At 62.0% G+C, this 17,370-nt stretch carries 14 protein-coding genes; 1 reads left to right on the top strand and 13 read right to left on the bottom strand.

Annotated features, from left to right (window positions below; genetic code table 11):
- Nucleotides 1–443: 443 nt before the first annotated feature.
- Nucleotides 444–665: a hypothetical protein gene (locus AC1U7K_RS04410; RefSeq protein WP_480249584.1), complete on the bottom strand. Its 222-nt coding sequence runs from the start codon at nucleotides 663–665 to the stop codon at nucleotides 444–446.
- A gap of 37 nt (nucleotides 666–702) precedes the next feature.
- On the opposite strand from AC1U7K_RS04410, the gene AC1U7K_RS04405 reads away from it, so the two are divergent.
- Complete coding sequence (locus AC1U7K_RS04405) at nucleotides 703–2,262, top strand: chondroitinase-B domain-containing protein (RefSeq protein ID WP_480249583.1); 1,560 nt, start codon at nucleotides 703–705, stop codon at nucleotides 2,260–2,262.
- Between the two features lie 51 nt (nucleotides 2,263–2,313).
- Here AC1U7K_RS04405 and AC1U7K_RS04400 read toward each other — a convergent pair whose 3' ends face one another.
- From AC1U7K_RS04400 to AC1U7K_RS04345, 12 genes are all read right to left on the bottom strand, one after another.
- On the bottom strand, nucleotides 2,314–3,615 hold the full coding sequence (locus tag AC1U7K_RS04400; protein WP_480249582.1) for a nucleotide sugar dehydrogenase: 1,302 nt from the start codon (nucleotides 3,613–3,615) through the stop codon (nucleotides 2,314–2,316).
- Nucleotides 3,616–3,649: 34 nt separating this feature from the next.
- Nucleotides 3,650–5,110 (bottom strand): SLBB domain-containing protein, encoded by a 1,461-nt coding sequence (locus AC1U7K_RS04395; protein ID WP_480249581.1) that lies wholly within the window; start codon nucleotides 5,108–5,110, stop codon nucleotides 3,650–3,652.
- A 54-nt stretch (nucleotides 5,111–5,164) separates the two neighbouring features.
- On the bottom strand, nucleotides 5,165–8,026 hold the full coding sequence (locus AC1U7K_RS04390) for an SLBB domain-containing protein (RefSeq protein WP_480249580.1): 2,862 nt from the start codon (nucleotides 8,024–8,026) through the stop codon (nucleotides 5,165–5,167).
- Nucleotides 8,027–8,077: 51 nt separating this feature from the next.
- Nucleotides 8,078–9,265: a thiolase family protein gene (locus AC1U7K_RS04385; protein WP_480249579.1), complete on the bottom strand. Its 1,188-nt coding sequence runs from the start codon at nucleotides 9,263–9,265 to the stop codon at nucleotides 8,078–8,080.
- 33 nt (nucleotides 9,266–9,298) lie between these two features.
- Complete coding sequence (locus tag AC1U7K_RS04380; protein WP_480249578.1) at nucleotides 9,299–10,030, bottom strand: acetyltransferase; 732 nt, start codon at nucleotides 10,028–10,030, stop codon at nucleotides 9,299–9,301.
- 308 nt (nucleotides 10,031–10,338) lie between these two features.
- On the bottom strand, nucleotides 10,339–10,908 hold the full coding sequence (locus AC1U7K_RS04375; RefSeq protein WP_480249577.1) for a hypothetical protein: 570 nt from the start codon (nucleotides 10,906–10,908) through the stop codon (nucleotides 10,339–10,341).
- Nucleotides 10,909–11,178: 270 nt separating this feature from the next.
- Nucleotides 11,179–11,385 carry a hypothetical protein gene (locus AC1U7K_RS04370; RefSeq protein ID WP_480249576.1) on the bottom strand — a complete coding sequence of 69 codons (207 nt, stop codon included), beginning with the start codon at nucleotides 11,383–11,385 and terminating at the stop codon, nucleotides 11,179–11,181.
- 81 nt (nucleotides 11,386–11,466) lie between these two features.
- A complete protein-coding gene (locus AC1U7K_RS04365; protein ID WP_480249575.1) occupies nucleotides 11,467–12,585 on the bottom strand; it encodes a DegT/DnrJ/EryC1/StrS family aminotransferase in 1,119 nt (372 codons plus the stop codon).
- Nucleotides 12,586–12,646: 61 nt separating this feature from the next.
- Nucleotides 12,647–13,705, bottom strand: a complete 1,059-nt coding sequence (locus AC1U7K_RS04360) for a GNAT family N-acetyltransferase (RefSeq protein ID WP_480249574.1) — start codon at nucleotides 13,703–13,705, stop codon at nucleotides 12,647–12,649.
- Between the two features lie 103 nt (nucleotides 13,706–13,808).
- Complete coding sequence (locus tag AC1U7K_RS04355; RefSeq protein ID WP_480249573.1) at nucleotides 13,809–15,674, bottom strand: polysaccharide biosynthesis protein; 1,866 nt, start codon at nucleotides 15,672–15,674, stop codon at nucleotides 13,809–13,811.
- 50 nt (nucleotides 15,675–15,724) lie between these two features.
- Nucleotides 15,725–16,468 (bottom strand): sugar transferase, encoded by a 744-nt coding sequence (locus AC1U7K_RS04350; RefSeq protein WP_480249654.1) that lies wholly within the window; start codon nucleotides 16,466–16,468, stop codon nucleotides 15,725–15,727.
- Nucleotides 16,465–17,292: a class I SAM-dependent methyltransferase gene (locus AC1U7K_RS04345; protein WP_480249572.1), complete on the bottom strand. Its 828-nt coding sequence runs from the start codon at nucleotides 17,290–17,292 to the stop codon at nucleotides 16,465–16,467. The genes AC1U7K_RS04350 and AC1U7K_RS04345 overlap by 4 nt, the downstream gene beginning before the upstream one ends.
- Nucleotides 17,293–17,370 lie beyond the last annotated feature (78 nt).

Raw genomic sequence — 17,370 nt, 5'->3', positions numbered from 1 at the left:
TTGTCGAAGATACTTGCGCGGCCGTTCGCCGGTACTGCGCTACGGCCTTGCCTGTTCAATTTTGTTGGGGATGAAAGACTGGGTACATTTTTGCTCAGTTCATAGGCGGGCTCCCGAGGCGGGAACAACGCGATGATTTTCCGACGGCGTTCGACTCTTATACTTGAAAATACGTACGGCTGGACCTCCCCTGGTCTGCCTCTTGCTCGAAGCCTCCGCCGAACACACTGCGCTGGCGTCCACGTGCGCGCGCTTGTCCTCAGAGGCGCGCGGCTGGGCGCACGACGGAGACGAAAGGAGCACCAGATGCACCAGTCACATGTCGGACTCCGCAGGATCGCGCTCGTTACGGTTTGTGTCTTTTCTCTGTCGATCGTTGTGCCACCGTTTGCCTCGGCAGGAACGGATTCTGGAGCTCTTGGATTCCTCAAACGGAAATGGCATCAGTGGACGTCTTCTTCGACGACGACCTCGTCCTCCACGGGCACGTCGACGTCGACCGGCACATCGAGCGGGACAACCACGACGACACCCACCACGAGCACCACGACGACGCCGACCACCTCGACTTCGTCGACGCCGACCCAATCGGCCCCGACTTCGACGACCTCGACCCCGACGACGACCACCTCGACGACGTCAACGCCGACTTCATCCCCGTCCACGCCCTCGTATGTCGAGGGCCCGCTCAAGCCGGCTCAGATGGTTCCTGAGAATGGTTATGCGTTCATCATGGCGGGAGATTTCGGAACCCCGCCCGATACCGCACAGGCCCCGCAGCAGTCGATCTTGCATATTTTTGAGAACGGCGTGGAACTGAGCCCGGCTCACACGGCCCATGCCGATATTCGGACTTACGGCCGAGGCCGCTTCAGTCATTGGAGCGACGGCACCTCCACCGCCCTGTATTTCTCGTCGTCCGACAATACCGATCCACGCACCAACGGGCGGTTCTACACCTATCGCTTCGCGACAACGCCCACGTCCGGCTCGACAACCACGTCCACGTCGCTGCCGACGACGAGCAGCACCGGCCGCGTCTTTTACGTGTCGCCCACCGGCTCCGACAATAATCCCGGCACACCGGATGCGCCGTGGAAAACGATCGGCATGGCGGCGTTGAAGTTGGCGGCGGGTGATACCGCCATCTTAATGGACGGGACGTATGAAGAAGGTCAGATCACGTTTGCGAACTTCGGGACCGCCGGGAAGCCGATCACCATTCGAGCGCAAAATAAATGGGGCGCCGTGTTAAGTTCGGTGTCCGGTTGCAATCCGGCGATCAGCATCGATAAGAGCTACATTTCGATCGAAGATATTCGCATCTCCGTTTCACCGAACAATGTGTCATGCACGGCGGCGAGTTCGAGCAACGCGGCAGTGCGCTGCTGGGGGACGAACATCCCGACCATCTCGAGCCCGAGCACCGGGGTCGTAGGCTGCACGGTCCGTGGCGTCCTGGTGGATGCCAGCCAGGCTCGATCGGTCGGCATCAAGACCAATCAGGACTACTCGCTGGTGGAAAACAGCGAAATCCATTCCTCCATCGAGGCCTTCAATAACTTCGGCACGATCTTCCGCAACAACATCGTCTTCGGCGGGGACGTCTGGGGCACGAACATTTCGGGGAAAGGAGGCGTCCGCAATTTCCAGGTCTACAACAACGTCGTTCATATCACGCAAGGCAACGGGTCGTTCGGGATCGTGATCGGCGGCTATTCCGGCGGGTGGTTCTATGACTCGTCGACACGCTTCGAAGCGTACAATTCCGTCGCTTACAACAACATCGTCCTCAACGACGGCGGAGCCGCTCAAGCCGGCAGCCTCGGCATGTGGGGGGCGAAAGACAGCGCGCTCTACAACAACGTCGCCGTCGGTGGTCAGATTTTCCTGTACCAAGGCGGAACGGACAGCAGCGGCGTTCATGCGCAGACGACCAATCCCAGCATCAAGAACAACATTATTGTGTGTAACGGCAATGCCGCGACCGGCGGCTACAACGGTTGGAGCTATGCCGGCACGCTGAGCGTCGATTACAACGATTTTTACAATTGTTCATCGACCGTGCCGCAACCGCATGGGCTCGCCACGGATCCGCAACTCGTCAATCCGGTCTCCGATTGGCACCTGCGGAACGGCAGCCCCGCGCTGGGCGCCGGAGCGCCGCTCTCCTTCACCGGGTTCTTCGGCGAGAACATTGACGTCACGAAGAACAAGGACGGCGTGACACGAAGCACGCCGTGGAACCTCGGGGTCTACTGATCGATTTGGGATGCGAGCATGGCCGGCCGCTCGACGGCCGGCCACCTTTCACTACAGCACGACCACGTTGGAGCGGTTCCCCCGAAGGCGCCGGGTGGCATTCCGCGTATCGAAGACCAGCGGGGCGTGCTCGACGACCCCCGCGTAGTCGAAGGCCGAATGCGCGGTGAGAATCAGCGTGCAATCACTTTCCGTCAATCGCGACTTCGTCACCTCTACCGCCGCATACGACCGCTGATTCAGCACAACCTCCGGGATAAACGGATCGGCATAGGACAGAGCGGCATTCTCGTGCTGCAGGAGTTCCATCACTTTGATCGCGGGGGTTTCCCGGTGATCTCCCACATTCGCCTTGTACGTCACGCCGAGCACGAAGACCTTGGCGCCGTTCAGACAGCGGCCGCGCCGATTTAACAATCGCTGCAACTTCGTCACGACGTAATACGGCATCCCTTCATTGATGTCGCCGGCCAACTCGATGAACCGGGTATGCACGTCGTATTCCTTCGACTTCCAGGATAAGTAATAGGGATCGAGGGGGATGCAGTGTCCGCCCACGCCCGGCCCCGGATAAAAAGGCATGAAGCCGAAGTTCTTCGTGGCGGCCGCATCGATCACCTCATAGGGGTTGAGGTCCATGCGGTCGCAGAGCAGGGCGAGCTCGTTGACGAGGGCGATGTTGACCGAACGGAAGACGTTCTCGAACACCTTCGCCATCTCGGCCACGCGCGCCGAAGAGACCGGGAAGATTTTGACGATCGACTGCTCGTAAAACGCCTGCGCGACGGCGCGACAGGTCGCCGTCACGCCGCCGACCAGCTTGTACGTGTTCGCGGTCTTGAAGGAGGCATTGCCCGGATCGACGCGCTCCGGCGAGAACGCGACGAACAACGTGTCGCCGACCTTTAATCCGCCTTCCGTCAGGATGGGGACGACGACCTCTTCCGTCGTCCCGGGATATGTCGTACTTTCCAGTACCACCAGGGTGGAGGGACGGATGTACTTCGCGAGCTCACGGGTGACCTTGAGAATCGCACTGATGTCCGGCTCTTTGTTCTTGGTCAACGGCGTGGGCACGCAAATCAGCACCACATCACAGTCCTTCAATACCGAAAAATCAGACGTCGCGGAGAGCCGGCCGGCGGCCACGACCTCCCGCAACTCCTCATCCGCCACATCCGAAATGTAGTTGACGCCGCTATTCACGTTGGCGACCTTGCCCTCGTGCTCGTCGATGCCAAAGACCTTGAAGCCGCACCGCGCCTGGAGCACGGCGAGGGGGAGCCCGACATATCCAAGTCCGATCACCCCGACGACGGCGCGGCGCTCCGTAAATCGATCATAGATCAGCATGGTCTTCCTTTCTCTCCGGATGGTGAGTGCGGAATTAGAAGAAACTTTGCGGGACGACGATGATGTCTTCCGGCAAGACGCTCTCTTCCAGTTTGGCGCGGATGGATTGCTCGACGCCGTTCACCATGCGCAAGACCTTGATGCGCCGTTCGGCCGCCTTATCCGTGAACCCGCCTGCCATGGTAATGGCTTTGTGAATCGTGAGGCCTTTCTCATAGGGATAGTCGCCCGGCTTCTTGACTTCACCGTTGATGTAGATTTTTTGGTACTGACGCACGACAACCATGTCTTCCGGCAGAATGGGAGAGTCGGGCGTGGCCGGCATCGTGATGATCTTGTCGGCTTGCACGCGCACGATCGTCATCTCGGCGCGGTCCGCTTTTTCGGTAAATCCTCCGGCGAGCGTAATGGCCCGCTGCACGGTCGCACCTGTGTCGAAGAGATACCGCCCCGGCGTCCGCACCTCACCAGTCACGTAGAATCGCTGCCCCTCGGCGACCAAGACGGTGTCATCCGGGCTGAGCAGAGTCGTCCCGGTGGCTTCCAGGATTTCCTCTCGGCCGTGCGTTCTGCGCAGGATTTGGATTCGGCCGCGATCGGCTTTGTCGGTCGGTCCGCCCGCCATCGCGATGGCCTTTTGAATATTCAGACCCTCCTTGTACGGAAAAGCACCTGGCGTTTTTACTTCCCCGCTGACGAAAAATCTGTGGCGCTGAGAGTCCACAACGACCATGTCGTCGGCGGTGAGCTTCATCTCCTTCGTCGCGACGATATTTTCAATGCCGTCGGCATTCATGCGCGTGATCTTGATCGTCGTTTGCTCGGCCTTGTCCGTGAAGCCTCCCGCCATCGAAATCGCTTTTTGCACGGTGAGGCCGTCCTCGTACACGTAGCCCCCCGGATGCATCACCTCCCCGGTCACGTAGAACTTCTCGGCCGGCGTGACGACGATCGTGTCGTCGGGAAACACAAGCGCCGACAGGTCGACCGCCACCGTTTCGATGTGACCCTCCGTACTCCGGCTGACTTTGATGCCACGCTTCTCGGCTTTCTCGGTCAACCCGCCGGCGAGCGAAATGGCCTTGCGGACGGTCAGGCCTTCTTCATAAGGATACCCCCCGGGATTTTTGACCTCCCCACTGACGTAGACGTTGCGGAACCGCAGGATCGACACGCTCACCTTCGGCTGCTTGAGGTACCCATCGGCCAGCCGGGCGGTCAGCTCCTCGCGCAACTGCTGAACGGTCCGCCCCTGGATATCCAGCACGCCGAGCAACGGGAACGTGAGTTTCCCATCGCCGCCGATCTTGCCTTCCGTCGTCAAATCGTCTTCTCCCAGCACTTGAATCCGTATGACGTCGTTCGGCCCCAGCCGATAGGCTTCCATCACGTTCGTCGAGGCGGCAGGGGAGGACACTGCGAGGCCGACGAACACCACCACGAACAAGACAATGGACACGGCGCGCGACAAGGGCTGCACTGGCTGACGGTACATAGCGCGTTCTCCTCTTTGCAGGCGTACGACGACCGTGGGCGGCGCCGACGGGTGCTAGAAGAAACTCTGCGGGACGACAATGATGTCTTCGGGCAGGACCTGATCCTCCAATTTCACCCGAATTGATTGCTCCTGGCCGTTGACGCGGCGGAGAACTTTGGTCTTTCGCTCGGCGGCCTTGTCGGTAAAGCCGCCGGCCATGGTAATCGCCTTATGGATCGTCAACCCTTTCTCATACGAGTAATCCCCGGGCCGCTTCACTTCTCCATTGACATAGATCTTTTGGACCGGTGAGACGACGATCAAATCATCCGGCAACACGACCGCATCGAGCTCCACCGGCACCGTCTCGAGCCCCTTCCCGTTGACCCTCACGACCGTCATGCTGGCCCTGTCGGCCTTCTCGCTAAAGCCGCCGGCCATACTGATCGCCTTGTGCACCGTCACGCCGTGCTCATAGAGATATCGCCCTGCCGTCTTCACTTCGCCGCTCACATAGAACCGCTGCCCTTCGGGGATGAGGATGCTGTCTTCAGGAAGAATCTGGCTTTCGAACGTGACCGGCAGCGTCGCTTCGCGCCCATTCACGGTTCGGACGACCTTGAATCCATTCCGATCCGCTTTCTCCGAAAGCCCGCCCGCCATCGCGACGGCTTTTTGAACCGTCAGCCCCGCCTTGTACGCATACGCGCCGGGCGTCTTCACTTCGCCACTCACGTAGAATTTTTGATTTTGCGGCTCGACCACCACGATGTCGTCCGGCAACAGGACGGCATCCGGCTCGCTCACGACCGTCTTCGCCTGTCCCTCCGCCAGCCGCGTCACCTTCACCACGCCCTGATCGCCCTTCTCCGTGATGCCGCCCGCCATGCTGACGGCCTTGTGCACCGTGAGCCCGCTCTCGTACACGTACCGCCCCGGCGCCTTGACCTCGCCGCTCACATAGACGCGTTGCGCCTCGGCCACCACGATGATGTCGTCCGGCCGCACCAGGCTGTCCAGCTTCACCGGCAGCGTCTCCTCCCGCCCCTGCGTCACCCGCAACACCTTCAGCGTGTCCCGCTCCGCCTTCTCCGTGACGCCGCCCGCCATCGCCAACGCCTTGTGTACCGTGAGCCCATCTTTGTACGCGTACCCGCCCGGTGTCCGCACCTCCCCGCTCACGTAGAACCGATACTGATTCTGCGGCTCCACCACGATGATGTCGTCCGGCAACACGACGCTGCCCGGCTGCCCATGAAACGTCCCCGACTGCCCGTCCGTGAACCGCGTCACCTTGATCATCCCGTGCTCCGCCCGCTCCGTCACCCCGCCGGCAATCGAAATCGCCTTCTGCAAGGTCATGCCCGGCTCGTACAGATACCGCCCCGGCGTCCGCACTTCCCCGCTCACGTAAATCCGTTGCCCTTCCGACACCACCACGATGTCATCCGGCTCCAGTCCCATGTCCAGCTTGGCCGGCAGCGACAGCTCCCGCCCGTTGCGATGCCGCAACACCGCCATCGCCCCCCGCTCGGCCTTCTCGGTGAGCCCGCCCGCCATCGCGAGTGCTTGGTGCACGGTTACGCCCGCCTTGTACCCATACGCCCCCGGCGCCTTGACCTCGCCGTTCACATAGAACTTGTGATGCTGCGGCTCGACCACCACGATGTCATCCGGCAGCAGGACCATTTCGGGCGTGCCCTGCACCGCTTCGGCGCGACCGTCGGTGACGCGCGTCACCTTGATCGCGCTTGAATCCGCCTTCTCCGTGACGCCGCCGGCCATGTTGACGAGCTTATGTACGGTCAAGCCCTGTTCATGCGGATAGCGCCCCGGCATCCGCACCTCTCCGCTGACGTAGACGCGTTGGGCCTCGGCGACCACGATGATGTCGTCCGGCACGAGAGCCATGTCGAGCTTCGCCCCGAGAGACACTTCCTCGCCATTCCGGTGCCGTAAGACCGTGAGCCGGCCTCGCTCCGCCTTCTCATTGAGCCCACCCGCCATCGCGAGCGCCTGGTGCACGCTGAGTCCCTCGCGAAATGGATAACTGCCCGGCGTTCGCACCTCGCCACTCACGAACACTTTACTGTTCTGAGCCTCCACCACCAGCACGTCTTCAGGAAGGAGCCGCGCCTCCTCGGTGACGATGAGGATGTCGGCCTGACCGCTGCTCACGCGCGTCACACGCAACGCGCCTTTGTTGGCCTTGTCGGTGAAGCCGCCGGCGAAGGTGATCGCTTTGCTGACCCGGATGCCTTCTTCATACGAATAGCTCCCCGGCCGCATGACCTCCCCCACCACGTAAAATTTCTCCATCGGGGCGACGACGACGGTATCGTCGGGCAGCACGAAATCTCCGGGGCTCGCCTCGTTCGTCGAAAGCCGGCCCTCCGTCACCCTATTGACCTTGATCCCGTGCTTCTCCGCCTTTTCGGTCAACCCGCCGGCGAGCGAGATGATTTTCTGTACGGTCAATCCCTCTTCATAGGGATAGGCGCCCGGCGTCTTCACCTCACCTGAGATGTAGACATTGCGATACCGAATGATGTAGACGGCGACTTTCGGGTCGCGGAGGTAGCCGTCGGCCAACCGGGCCGTAACTTCGTCTCGCAGATCTTGGACGGACCGACCACCCACTTGCAGCGGCCCGAGCAACGGGAAGTTCATCCGGCCGTCTCCTCCGACCTTGCCTTCGACGGTCAGATCGTCCTCCCCGAAGACCTGCACCCGAATCACATCGTTGGGTCCGAGTCGATACCCGGGGTTTGGAATCGAGACGGTTGGCGGCCCGTCGCCCCGCGCCACAATGGGAGCGGCCATTACCAACAGCACCAGCAGACGGACGAGCCAGATTACAGACGACGCGCAGGAATGATGCTGCCGACGAGGATCACAGACACGGGGAACCCGGGGAGATGCCGGTTGAGTCATGACACACCTTCAGAATACGAATGCGAGGTCGTTACTCAAGCAGCAGGGGGATTAGCCGAGGCGCTCCACGACGATCGCGGCCGCTTCGCCGCCGCCAATGCACAGGGTGGCGAGGCCCAGCTCCGACCGGCGCACGGCCATCGCATGAATGAGCGTCGTGAGAATTCGCGCGCCGGTCGCGCCGATGGGATGTCCCAGCGCAATCGCGCCGCCGTTCACATTGACCTTCGCCGCATCGAGGCCCAGTTCGCGGATCACCCCGATCGCGGCGACGGAGAAGGGCTCATTCACTTCATACAGATCGATGTCGCCGACCGTGAGTCCGGTCGTCTTCAGTACGCGTTTGGTCGCCTCGACGGGCGCGAGTGCAAAGAGCTCGGGTGCGATGCCGGCTTCGGCATAGCCTCGAATGCGGACCAGGGGCGTGATCCCGAAGCGTTTGGCTTCCTCCTCGGCCATGACAACCAGCGCGGCCGCGCCGTCGTTGCAGGACGTCGAATTCCCGGCGGTCAACACGCCGTCGTCGCAAAACGCCGGCTTCAGGTTTCGCATCTTCGCGATATCGAGCCGGTCCGGCTCCTCATCACGGTCGATCCGACGCTCCTGCCGTCCAGCAACGACCGACACCGGCTCTATCTCGGCATTGAATGCGCCCCGTGCGGCGGCGTCACGCACGCGCGCATAGCTTTCGAGCGCATAGTCGTCGGCTTCAGCCCGACTGATCTGATAATGACGCCCGCATTGTTCGGCGGCGACGCCCATCGAGACGTCGTTGTAGACGTCCCACAAGCCGTCCTTCAGAATCGTATCGGCCAGCGTGAGATGCTTGAGACGCTTCGCCTCCGGGGCTCGCGGCAGGACGTACGGCGCTCGGCTCATGCTCTCCATTCCGCCCGCCACGACCGTCCGCGCCTCGCCGAGCGCGATCGACTGGACGGCGAGCATGACGGCTTTGAGACTGGAGCCGCACACCTTATTGACGGTCGTCGCCGGCGTCGAGTTCGGGATGCCGGCCCCGATCGCCGCTTGCCGCGCGGGCGCCTGGCCCAACCCGGCCGTCAAGACGCAGCCCATCAGGACCTCGTCGACGTGGTCACGCGACACGTCCGCGCGGTCCAGCGCGGCCTCGATCACGAGACTTCCCAGGCTCGTTGCCGGGACCTCGCGTAAGCCGCCGTCGAATCCGCCGATGGGCGTGCGGACGGCGCTGACAATCACCGCGCGCTGCTTCGCGTCCATAGCCTCACACTCCGTTCATGGGTTGGTTCCACCTTACAGCTTGACGCTTCGGATCGACTCGCCGGTCGTCAGCCGCATGGAGTCGTCGGCCGGATCGACTTGGAAATATTCCGGAGCCGAAATCGATTCGGGCTTCATCTTTGGAGCGCGGAAGAAGGCCCCGTCTTCGACATCTCTCATGATGACGACGCCCGGTGACACCCAACAGTCCTTGCCGATCTTGACGTTGTGCGCGACCGTCGAGTTCACGCCAAAGAAGCAATTTTGACCGACATGGACCTGCCCGGATAGCACGACGTGCGATGACAGAAAGCAGTTATCGTCGATCACGCAGTGATGCCCGATGTGGTTCCCGCTCCACGCCGTGACGTTGTTGCCGATCTGCGCAAAGGGCTGGACCGTGTTGTCCTCGAAGATGAAGCAATGCTCGCCGAATTTGACGTTCGGCCAGACGAAGGCCCGGCTGCTGATATAACTGGCAAGGCCAAAGCCCTTCTCCTTCGCCATTCGGCAGAGACGTGTGCGGACACGGTTCAATTTGATGAAGCCGATCGCGACGAACACGTCGCACTCCGTCGGCGAGTAAACGTCTTCGAGCGTTTCAAACGGCACCACCGGTACGCCGAACAACGTATCTTTCGTCACGAACTCCTTCTCCAATGTGAATGCCGCCACCTCGTATTCGGAGTCATGGGTGAAGAATTCATAGGCGACCTCGGCGAAGGATCCGTCGCCTACAATGATGACTTTTCTTCGTTTGTCCATAGTGTCCTCCGTTCGTTCTTGGCGCGACAGGAACCGCCAGCTTTTCAACCTCCCGGGCCTGGCGCGCCAGGTACCAACCTCTCTTGGCGACGCTCGCCGGACGCAGTCTCGCTGCGCGACATTTGAAGCAACGTTTTGGCGCGACAAAACCGTCGGATCAATAACACCCCGGCCGTGGCGCGCCAGCTACCGACTTCTCATGACGACGGACGCCGGATGCGCTGTCGCTGCGCGATTCGCGAATCGAGCTTTTGCCCGACAAGACCGCCGTTTTTTAAACTTGCCGCGGTCAAGGCGACACGCAGTGGTCATCGCCGTGCGTCGTACCGATACTCCATCAGTTGCTCGTACCAGTGAGGACTAAAGCGTGCCACCATGGCAGCGCCGATGCTGGGAATCCATTTCATCAGTTCGACGCTGTCGAGGTCATCGACGAGCGCTTCTGATCTCGGGGGCGCCACCACGCTGACATCGATGCCGCTGCCGGCGAAAATAACCCCGAAAATGCTCGCCGCACGCGCCGCATGGTACCGTGACGTCACGATGCCGACATGGCTGAGATGCTCGGCCATCGACAGCCGACGCATGAGCAGGGCTTCATCGACCGTGTTACGGACGCCGGTCCGGCAGCTCGAGGGGTCCCGGCCGGCCTTGAGACAGAGGGGATCGGCAATGGTCCCAATGATCGGGGCGCGGACACCTTGAGTGACCAAGGTCTGCGCGTACGCCGCCCGGGCAGGATCACCGGCCAGCACGACGATCAAGTCAGGATTCCACAGCTCGCCACGCGGTGCGTGGGAAAGATCGGCGCCGAAGAAATGCAATGTCAGTCCAACCCATCCGAACGCGGAAACCAAGGCAAACGCCACGGTGGACATGACAAAAGGTCCCAGACGGACCGCACGCCAGGCTCCTCGCCTTTGGAGCCACGTGCCGCCCGAGTTCGAGATCCCTGTCCTGACCGTCGCTTTCATAGTGCGCTCCCCTCCGGGCTCTCCTGAGCCTGCTGCCTGTGCACGCGTCTCAACGCGTGAGCGGCGAGATCGAGAATGGAAACTATCGCCCCGCGTTGATCGCTGTGGGATAGGGCGTGCTGACACCGCTCCGAGCGATCAGTCGCCGGGGCCGGTTGGTACCTGGCGCGTCACTCAGGGCAGGATGATCACCGAACGTGCCTGCGGCGCCAAATCTGAAATCAATAATCGCGCAGCGACACCATTTCCGGCGATCAGTCGCCGCGGCCAGTTGGTACCTGGCGCGTCACCCCAGGCAGGATGATCAACGACGGTTTCTGTCGCGCCAAACCTGAAATCAATAATCGCGCAGCGACACCGTTTCCAGCGATCAGTCGCCACGACCGGTCCGTACCTGGCGCGTCACCCAGGGCAGGAAGATCAACGACGGTTTCTGTCGCGCCAAACACCCGGGGGGCGAGGTCAGTGCGCGAGCAGCCGTTCAACGGTGACGCAGACGCGCTCCAGCTCGTGCCGCTCCATATGCGAGTAGAGCGGCAGGGCGAGGCCTTCACGGCTAGCCTGGATGGTCGTTGTCAGCTTGGCGCTGAGGCGCTTGGGATAGCGCTGGAAGAGCGCCTGTTCGTGAACCGGCGGGTAAAAGTAGCGCTTGCATTGAATGCCGACTGCCTTCAACGCCGCATAGAGCTCATCACGGCTGCGCGCTGCACCGGCGCCGACGAACAGGACGAAATAGTTCCCACTGCTGGTCCGATCGTCAGGAAAGACCTGTACCGAGCAGCCGGGAAGCCGCCCAAGACGCTCTCGATACGTGGTGATGCGGTCCAAGCGAGCCTTTACGTAGTCATGGATGCGCCGCAAGGACAGCAGGCCGACCGCGCCATGGAGCTCGCTCATGCGGGCCGAGAGGCCCAAATAGATCATCTCCTCGCCCGTGCTGTCCTTGCCATAGTCGCGCATGGCCCGCACGCGGTCGGCCAGCGCGCTGTCGTTCGTCGTCACCAAGCCACCCTCGATGCCGGTGACGACCTTGGTCGGGCTCAGGGAGAAGACCTCGCAGGAGCCCCAGCCGCCGAGCATCTGGCCTCGATACGTGGCTCCCAAGCCCTGGGCACTGTCAAAGTACACCGGCAGTCCCTTGCGCCGGCCGACCTCCAGAATCGCATCGATGTCGGGAGGCAGGCCGTACACGGCCACGGCGCAAATCGCTGCCGTTCGGCTCGAAAGGTTGCGCTCCACGTCTTCCGGATCGAGTGTCAATGTTCCCGGGATACAATCGCAAAATACGGGCACCAGGCCGTTCCAAAGCAACGCCTGCGCCGTGGCGGCAAAGGTAAATGACGGCACAATGACCTCGGCGCCGTGCGGCAACTCCATCGCCTGCGGCACGAGCATCAGGCCGGCCGTGCAGCTCGACACGGCAACCGCATGACGAGCCCCGGTTTGGCGGCACGCTTCCTCTTCCAACGCCTTGACGGTCGGGCCGACGGTGACGACCCCCGACTCCCACGACGAGGTAATGGCGTCGATGAACTGATCGCGCGGCGGCAACGTCGGACGGATGATCGGCATGGGATTCATAGTGACGACTCCTTGTGTCAGCTGAACTCGACGGACGGACAGTCTCGACGTGGGGGCCCTGCTAGGACAGCGCCTCCCGGTAGGCCGGGAAGTACCGCGCCCGATCGGCTCTCGCACTGCGGCCGTGCAGTCCGAAGCCCCGAAGCAAAGCTTCGTTTTTCTCCTCATCGACGATCATGCGGAACGTGCTGAAGACGGCCCTGGCTCTGGAGAAGCCGGCCTTGAAGGCGAACAAGGAGTCGTTCCGGCCGCTGAGCCCGCCACCGAGGTGGAGCACGCTGGCGGACTGCTCATGCGCCCAGCGCCGCATGGAATCGAACATGAGCTTGGAGGGCGCCATGGAAAGGTAGGCGTCCGCGCTGCCGCCGAGGTGGTACTCGACCAGCCCGTTGGTCACGACGAAGAGTCCCGCGGCGGCGACGTCCCCGGTCGGAGCGAGCACGGAGCACAGGTGTAACCGCGAGCCGAGGCTGGTCCGCAGCTCGGCGAAATACTCGACCGAGAACAGATAGTGTTTGCTCGCCGATACTCGCTTCATCGTGCCGTAGTAAATCTCGATAAAGTGGTCGTACAAGCTCCAGTCGTCGAGCACGGCGCGAAAGCCGAGGCGCTCGAGCCGGCGGATGTTCCGCTTGTGATTTGTCGTCGTCTCACTCCACATCGCGTCCAAGGAATGCGTGAGGTCGATGTAGACCGTTTCACCGTGTGTGACGATTTCTCCGAACTTGCTGAGGGAATGAGTATCCAGCGGCATGAGCGGATGAAGCCGAAAGAACGCGCTCACGACGTTGTGCTGACGGGCGACATCGCGAAACGCTTCGAGATACTGCGACATCGAGTGGAGTGCCGGTGTCACCAGCGGCGTGGAATAGCCGTACGGCGATGCGCAGTCTTTCCACTGCACGTCCATCCCGGGCGGCGGCGGAATCGATCGAATCAGAAGCGGCGCGAGGAAGAGTCCGGCGTCGTCCTGCGCGTAGAACGCAACACCTTCGACGTGTTCGTGTGCGGCGCACAGTTTGGTATAGCTGGGCAAATGATAAAAGTCATAGCGGGTGTCCTCGAGCGCGCGATCCCAACGGGGATCGTGCGTCGTAATGAATTCCGCTGTTGTCGCCATGCTCGCCTCCCTTGACAAAGATCCAGAACTCGGGACGCGATGATGAGAGCACGATGGGGCCGGGCGGCCTCTGACGCTCGGCGGGATGTCGGAAACGCTGCCGCTACTGGGCGGATGACGGTGCCGACAGGACCGGCGACTCCGCCGTCCGAAACGTCGGGACGAGGTCGCGGATCCGATCCAACACGCCGGCCACATCAACCGTATAGGCCGAGTCTTCGAGCGCCGTAATCGCGGCACGGAGATCCTCGGAAGAGGGAACATGCGTGGAGCGCACGCGCAAGACCTTCGGGACCGGAGAGGGTTCGATGGCTTCGTCCGGCCCGACCAGCTCCTCACTCAGTTTTTCACCGGGACGGAGGCCGATAAAGTGAATCGGAATCTCGTCATCGGGCACGAAGCCGGACAGCCGGATCAAATTCCTGGCCAGATCGACCAGCTTGATCTGATCCCCCATTTCCAACACGTACCCCGCGCCGGGCTCCGACAGGGAGGCAGCCTGGAGGACGAGTTGCACCGCTTCCGGAATCAACATGAAGTACCGCCGCACCTCGGGATGGGTCACGGTAACCGGGCCACCGGCTTTGATTTGGTCGAGGAAGCGCGGGACGACGCTTCCGTTGCTCGCCAGCACATTCCCGAAGCGGACCGTCTTGAAATTGGTCCTGCTGTTCCTGGCCATGTCCTGCACCACGAGTTCCGCGATTCGCTTGGCCGCGCCCATGATGCTGGATGGATTGACGGCCTTGTCGGTGGAGATCATGACGAAGCGTTCGACGCCCTGACGATCGGCCGCCGTGGCGAGAATCCGGGTGCCGCTGACGTTGTTCTTGATCGCTTCACAGGGGCTCAGTTCCATCAGCGGGACGTGCTTGTGTGCCGCCGCATGGAAGATGATCTCGGGTTTGTAGGCGCTCAGCACTTCATGGACACGCGTTTCATCGGTGACATCGCCGATCAGGGGATAGATCTCTCCTCCCTCGCCTCGGTCCTGTAACTCGTTGCTGATCGCGTAGAGCGTGTTTTCATAGCGCTCGTAGAGGATGAGCGCCGCCGGTCCGAACGCGGCCACCTGGCGGCACAGCTCGGAGCCAATGGAGCCGCCGGCGCCGGTAACCATGATGCGCTTCCCCGACATCATCCGGCGCACGCCGGCGGTATCGGTCACCACCGGCTCGCGAGCAAGGAGATCCTCGACCGAGAGATTCCGTATTTGGCTGACGCTGACGGTGCCGTTCACGAAGTCCCGAAGATTGGGCAGGGTCTTCAGGGCAACGCTGTAGGGCTCCAACATCGTCACCAACTCGCGGATCTTCGCCGGCCGGGCGCGAGGCATGGCGATCAGGACCTCGTGCGGCCGCTCTCGCTCGACGATGGCGGGCAAGTCCGATCCGGTCCCGAAGACGGGAAGGCCGTGAATCCTCCGTCCCACCTTCCTGATATCGTCATCGACGAAGCCCAACGGCTCGTAGTCGTAGGAAGGGCTGTGTTTCATATCCCGCACGATCATCTCGCCGGCATCCCCGGCGCCGTAGACGACAATGCGTTTCTTGCGGCTCGACGGCCGATACTCCGTGCACAATCGGCGGCTCAACCGGACGCCGCCGAGGATCAAGATCAGCAGGATGCTGTCGATGACATAGATCGAGCGGGGATAGTTCTGAAGTCCGAACACGCCGGCGCACACGACATAGAAGGCCACTGTGCCAGTCAACACACCGCCGAGGATACGCGCCAGATCAGAAATGCTCGCATACCGCCACAGCCCGTGATAGGCGCGGCAGGCCATCAAGGCGAGCATGCGGATCGGCACCAGGATCGGCAGCATGGTCAAGAAGAGAGTCAGCGCCCAATCCGGAATTCGTCCGTCGAACCGCAACCAAAAGGCGGCGTAGTTCGACAGCATCGTCGCCACGAGGTGCAAGCTGACGACAATTTGCCACTGGTAGTGTGTGAATCGTTTCGCCATGGTGCCTCACGTACCGTCGGCGTTCGGCTGAAAGAGGAACGGACCGCCGTTCATCGCTGCCGAAGGCATGCAGAGGTATCGGCTCGACTCGGGGCGAGCTGCGTGGGAGGCTGAACGAGGGGGACCGGCCGAGCGGCGTCGCTCGCGTCCTCCTCACGCCTATCCAGCGTCCCCCTGAACTCATGGATGCTGCGGTCGAGCGTAATGCCCTCCGGTTTGAAGACTTTGAGGACCGTCAAGACGAGAATCTTGAAATCGAGCCAGAAGCTCCGATGCGCGACGTACCAGAGGTCCAGGTCGAACTTCTGCTCCCACGTCAGTGCGTTGCGGCCGTTGATCTGCGCCCAGCCCGTGATTCCGGGCATGACGGTGTGCCGCCGGCGCTGCTCGGGCGTGTAGCGATCGAGATATTCGACGCGCAGCGGCCTTGGTCCCACCAGGCTCATGTCCCCTTTCAGCACGTTGTACAGCTCGGGCAGCTCATCGAGGCTGCTCTTGCGCAAGAAGCTCCCCAACCGCCCGAGCCGCTCGGCATCGTCCAGCAGACGCCCCTGGGCATCGCGCGCGTCGTTCATCGTCCGGAACTTGTAGATGATGAAGGTCCGCTCGTTGAGGCCGGGCCGCGGCTGCCGGAACAAAACCGGCGTACCCATCGTCAGCCGAACGGCGAGCGCAATCAGGCCGAGCAGAGGCGCGAAGACCACCAAGCCCACCGCCGACACGACGATGTCCAGGCCGCGCTTGGCCCAGCCCGGCTCCCGCCGGCCTGTCCGATCGCTGCTCTCGCGCCTCATGATCGTCGATAGCCGACCGCCGCCCATAGCACGCTCCGTGAGATCGTGATTCGTTCCAGCCCGGCCCGCTCCATCATCGCGCGCACCTGCTGCTCGGTGAACCGGTGTTCCAGCGGCGTTCCGAACTGATCGAGTGCATCCGTTCGCATCACATAGAAGCTTCGGTGCCGATATTCAGATAAGGGCAGATATCGGACCGGCGCTCCCATCCATTCCACAAACCGTGAGAGGCGGGCCGCAGGCCAATACACGATTGAAGCAAGCACCGCGGTCACCGAGAGCTTCAAGAGATAGGGCATGCGAGCGATCACCCGGCGGGCGAGATCGCTCATCTTCCACGCCGTGTACAACCAAGCGGGGCCGTCCTCCAATGAGTGATAGACATACAGCAGGAACGGCGCCCCGGGCTTGAGCTTCGACACGCAGGCACGGAGACCGTGTTCAGGGTCCGGGAGGTGGTGCAATACGCCGAGCGCATAGCCGAAGTCCATCGTGCCATCGGCGAGCGGTATCGCCTCATCGACGAGGAGACAGTCGCAGTTGGCGTGCGTGCGTAGCGCCGCTTTCGCGACCGCGAGGGCCCGGGGACTTGCGTCCAGACAGTAGAGCTTGCCCACCCGCGACGCGACGCAGTGCGCCCACCGGCCCGTGCCGCATCCGAAGTCGAAGCCCACGGCGTTCGCCGGCAACGCCGACCACGGAAAATGCTCGAAGTAGTGCGCAAAGATTTCATCGCGCTCCCGGTCTGTCAGCCCGGTTTGATCGTACGTGCTCCACTGGCGACCGAACGCCTCGACCGATTTCCAATCGACGTTAGTGTGCATGGTCCGCACGGAAAGCCCGGTCTCCTAGTGTCCTGTCTCTGAAGTACGTGGAATAAGTTGTGCATTGGTGGTGTCCTC

The organism is Nitrospira sp. Vd2 (assembly GCF_979581665.1).
Note: the sequence above shows the minus strand (reverse complement) of the source record. Positions and strands in the feature narration are given on the sequence as shown.